The sequence below is a fragment of the Kocuria sp. APC 4018 genome (genome assembly GCF_030407675.1).
Taxonomy (GTDB): domain Bacteria; phylum Actinomycetota; class Actinomycetes; order Actinomycetales; family Micrococcaceae; genus Kocuria; species Kocuria rhizophila.
In genome coordinates this window covers 1-2,474 of record NZ_JASDCY010000109.1, presented here as the reverse complement: position 1 = coordinate 2,474, position 2,474 = coordinate 1, and the positions used below count along the sequence as shown (strand labels likewise).

Sequence of the window (2,474 nt, the reverse complement as noted above, 5' to 3'; positions counted from 1 at the left end):
CTCGGTGCGGTGGACCCCGCGCTGCCCGCCCTCGAGCTGCTCCCCCACACGGTCTCGGTGCACCCGCTGACGGCGACCGGAGCGCTCACCGGACCGAGTCGCCCGGATGTCGTGGTGCTGGACGGAACCGCCGATCTCGTGGGCGCCCGCAACGCGGCGCAGGCGCTCTCCGCCGCCCAGCGCCCGCTGCCCGTGCTGCTGAGCGTGACGGAGGGCGGAATGGCGGCCGTGGCGGCGTCGTGGTGCGTGGACGACGTGGTGCTGAGCACCGCGGGGCCCGCCGAGGTGGAGGCCAGGCTGCGGCTCGCGAGCGCGGGAGGTGCCGCGCCGGAGCCGGAACCCGAGGGGAGCGTGCTGCGCGCGGGCTCGCTCAGCATCGACGAGGACTCCTACACGGTGAAACTCGCGGGACGGGCCCTGAACCTCACGTTCAAGGAGTTCGAGCTGCTGCGGTTCCTGGTCCAGCACGTGGGCCGGGTCTTCACCCGCAGCCAGCTGCTGTCCGAGGTGTGGGGCTACGACTACTACGGCGGCACCCGCACCGTGGACGTGCACATCCGGCGGCTGCGCGCCAAGCTCGGCTCGGACCACGAGCACCTGATCACCACGGTGCGTAACGTGGGGTACAGCTTTGCGGCAGGCAGGGAGACCTCTGCCTGAGCACCGCGCCGACGACCGCCGAGGAGGCACCGCCATGTCCGTCACCGTGACCCCGTACGACAGCATCCCGTTCCCCGAGGACCTCGTGGCCCTCGCGGAGCACTCCCGCGCGCACGACGGCGAGCCGCCGTTCTCGGACCAGACGCTCGTTGAGCTGCGCTCCGGCCGGGCGGGGGTCACATGCGTGGTCGCCACCGACGGCGAGGACCTCGTGGGAGCCGCCGTGGTGATGCCCCAGCCTGACGCCGCCTCCACGTTCACCGTGGAGCTCACCGTGGACCCGGAGCACCGCAACCGGGGCGTGGCCACGGCCATCGCGGGCCAGCTGCGCGGTCTCGTGGACGGCACCGTGGAGGCCTGGGCGCACGGTAACCAGCCCGCGGCGCGCCGGCTCGCCGAGCTGCACGGACTCACCGCTGTGCGTGACCTGCTGCAGCTCAAGCGCACGGTCGCCGGCGCCCAGGACGTGCCCCTCGAGGTGTCGCTGCCGGAGGGCGTGGAGATCCGCGCGTTCGAGGTGGGCCGGGACGAGCAGTCCTGGCTGCGGGTCAACTCCCGCGCCTTCGCCCAGCACCCCGAGCAGGGCCGTCTGACGCTGTCCGACCTGCAGCAGCGCGAGGGCGAGTCCTGGTTCGACCCCGCCGGTTTCCTCCTGGCGGTGACCACCGAGGACCCGGACCGGGTGGTGGGCTTCCACTGGACCAAGGTGCACACGGGCGGCGAGGGCGCCGCCGACCTGGGCGAGGTCTACGCCGTGGGCGTGGACCCCGAGCAGCAGGGCGGCGGCCTGGGCCGCGCGCTCACGGCCGCGGGCATCAACCACCTGGCCGAGGAGGGACTCGAGGAGGTCATGCTCTACGTGGACGCCGACAACACGGCGGCCGTGTCCCTCTACGAGTCCCTGGGCTTCGAGCGCTGGCACGTGGACGTCATGTACCGGGGCTGAGCCCCGCTACCATCGGTACGGGATCCCCGCCCCCTCCCTGCGGGCGGCACGCGAGTTTCGGAGCACGGAGAGCAGAGCATGGCGAAGAACAGCACCCTGAGCACGTACGACATCCTCGCCGCGGGGTGTCTCTGCTGGCGGGTGGTGGACAACGAGCTCCAGGTGCTGGTGATCCACCGTCCCCGCTACGACGACTGGTCCTGGCCCAAGGGCAAGCAGGACGACGGCGAGACGCTGCCGGAGACCGCCGTGCGCGAGCTGCGCGAGGAGACAGGGCTGCGCATCACCCTGGGGGTCCACCTGGGCGACTCCGAGTACAAGGTCCGCGGCAACGACAAGCTCGTGCGCTACTGGGCGGCCGAGGTCTCCCCCACCGCGCAGACGGCCCCGGAGGACGACGAGGTGGACGAGATGCGGTGGGTCACCCCCGCCCGCGCCCACGAGATGCTCAGCAACAAGGACGACCGCGCGCCACTGGAGCGGCTCACCCGGCTCTACTCCCAGGGCCTGCTGCCCACCCGCCCCGTGATCGTGATCCGCCACGCCAAGGCCAAGCCGCGTTCGTCCTGGCAGCGGGCCGAGGGGGACCGCCCTCTCGCGGCCACCGGCAAGCGGCAGGCCCTGGCCGTGACCCGGCTGCTCGCGGCGTGGCAGCCCGAGCGCGTGGTTACTTCCCCCTGGCTACGCTGCATGTCCACGGTGGTGCCCTACGCCACCAAGCACAACGTGAAGGTCAAGGAGCGTCCGCAGCTCACCGAGGCCACCCACAAGCGCCACCCCAAGCGCGCCGCCCAGGTCCAGGGACACGCCCCGGGTGCTCTCGTGCCCCAGCGCCACGTTCTCGGCCACCGTGAAGACCGGGACGAGC

At 72.4% G+C, this 2,474-nt stretch carries 3 protein-coding genes; all 3 read left to right on the top strand.

What is annotated here, in order from left to right; all coding sequences use genetic code 11:
* Positions 1–9 precede the first annotated feature (9 nt).
* Positions 10–660, top strand: a complete 651-nt coding sequence (locus QL985_RS11985) for a response regulator transcription factor (RefSeq protein ID WP_290147989.1) — start codon at positions 10–12, stop codon at positions 658–660.
* A 34-nt stretch (positions 661–694) separates the two neighbouring features.
* Positions 695–1,606, top strand: coding sequence for a mycothiol synthase (gene mshD / locus QL985_RS11980; RefSeq protein WP_059281392.1), 912 nt, complete (start codon positions 695–697; stop codon positions 1,604–1,606).
* 78 nt (positions 1,607–1,684) lie between these two features.
* The coding region (locus tag QL985_RS11975) for an NUDIX hydrolase (protein WP_290147985.1) at positions 1,685–2,474 on the top strand (790 nt) is incomplete at its 3' end.

Excerpts from the sequence above, each read along its gene's own strand:
- mshD (WP_059281392.1), top strand. The coding sequence starts at position 695 with ATGTCCGTCACCGTGACCCCGTACGACAGCATCCCGTTCCCCGAGGAC.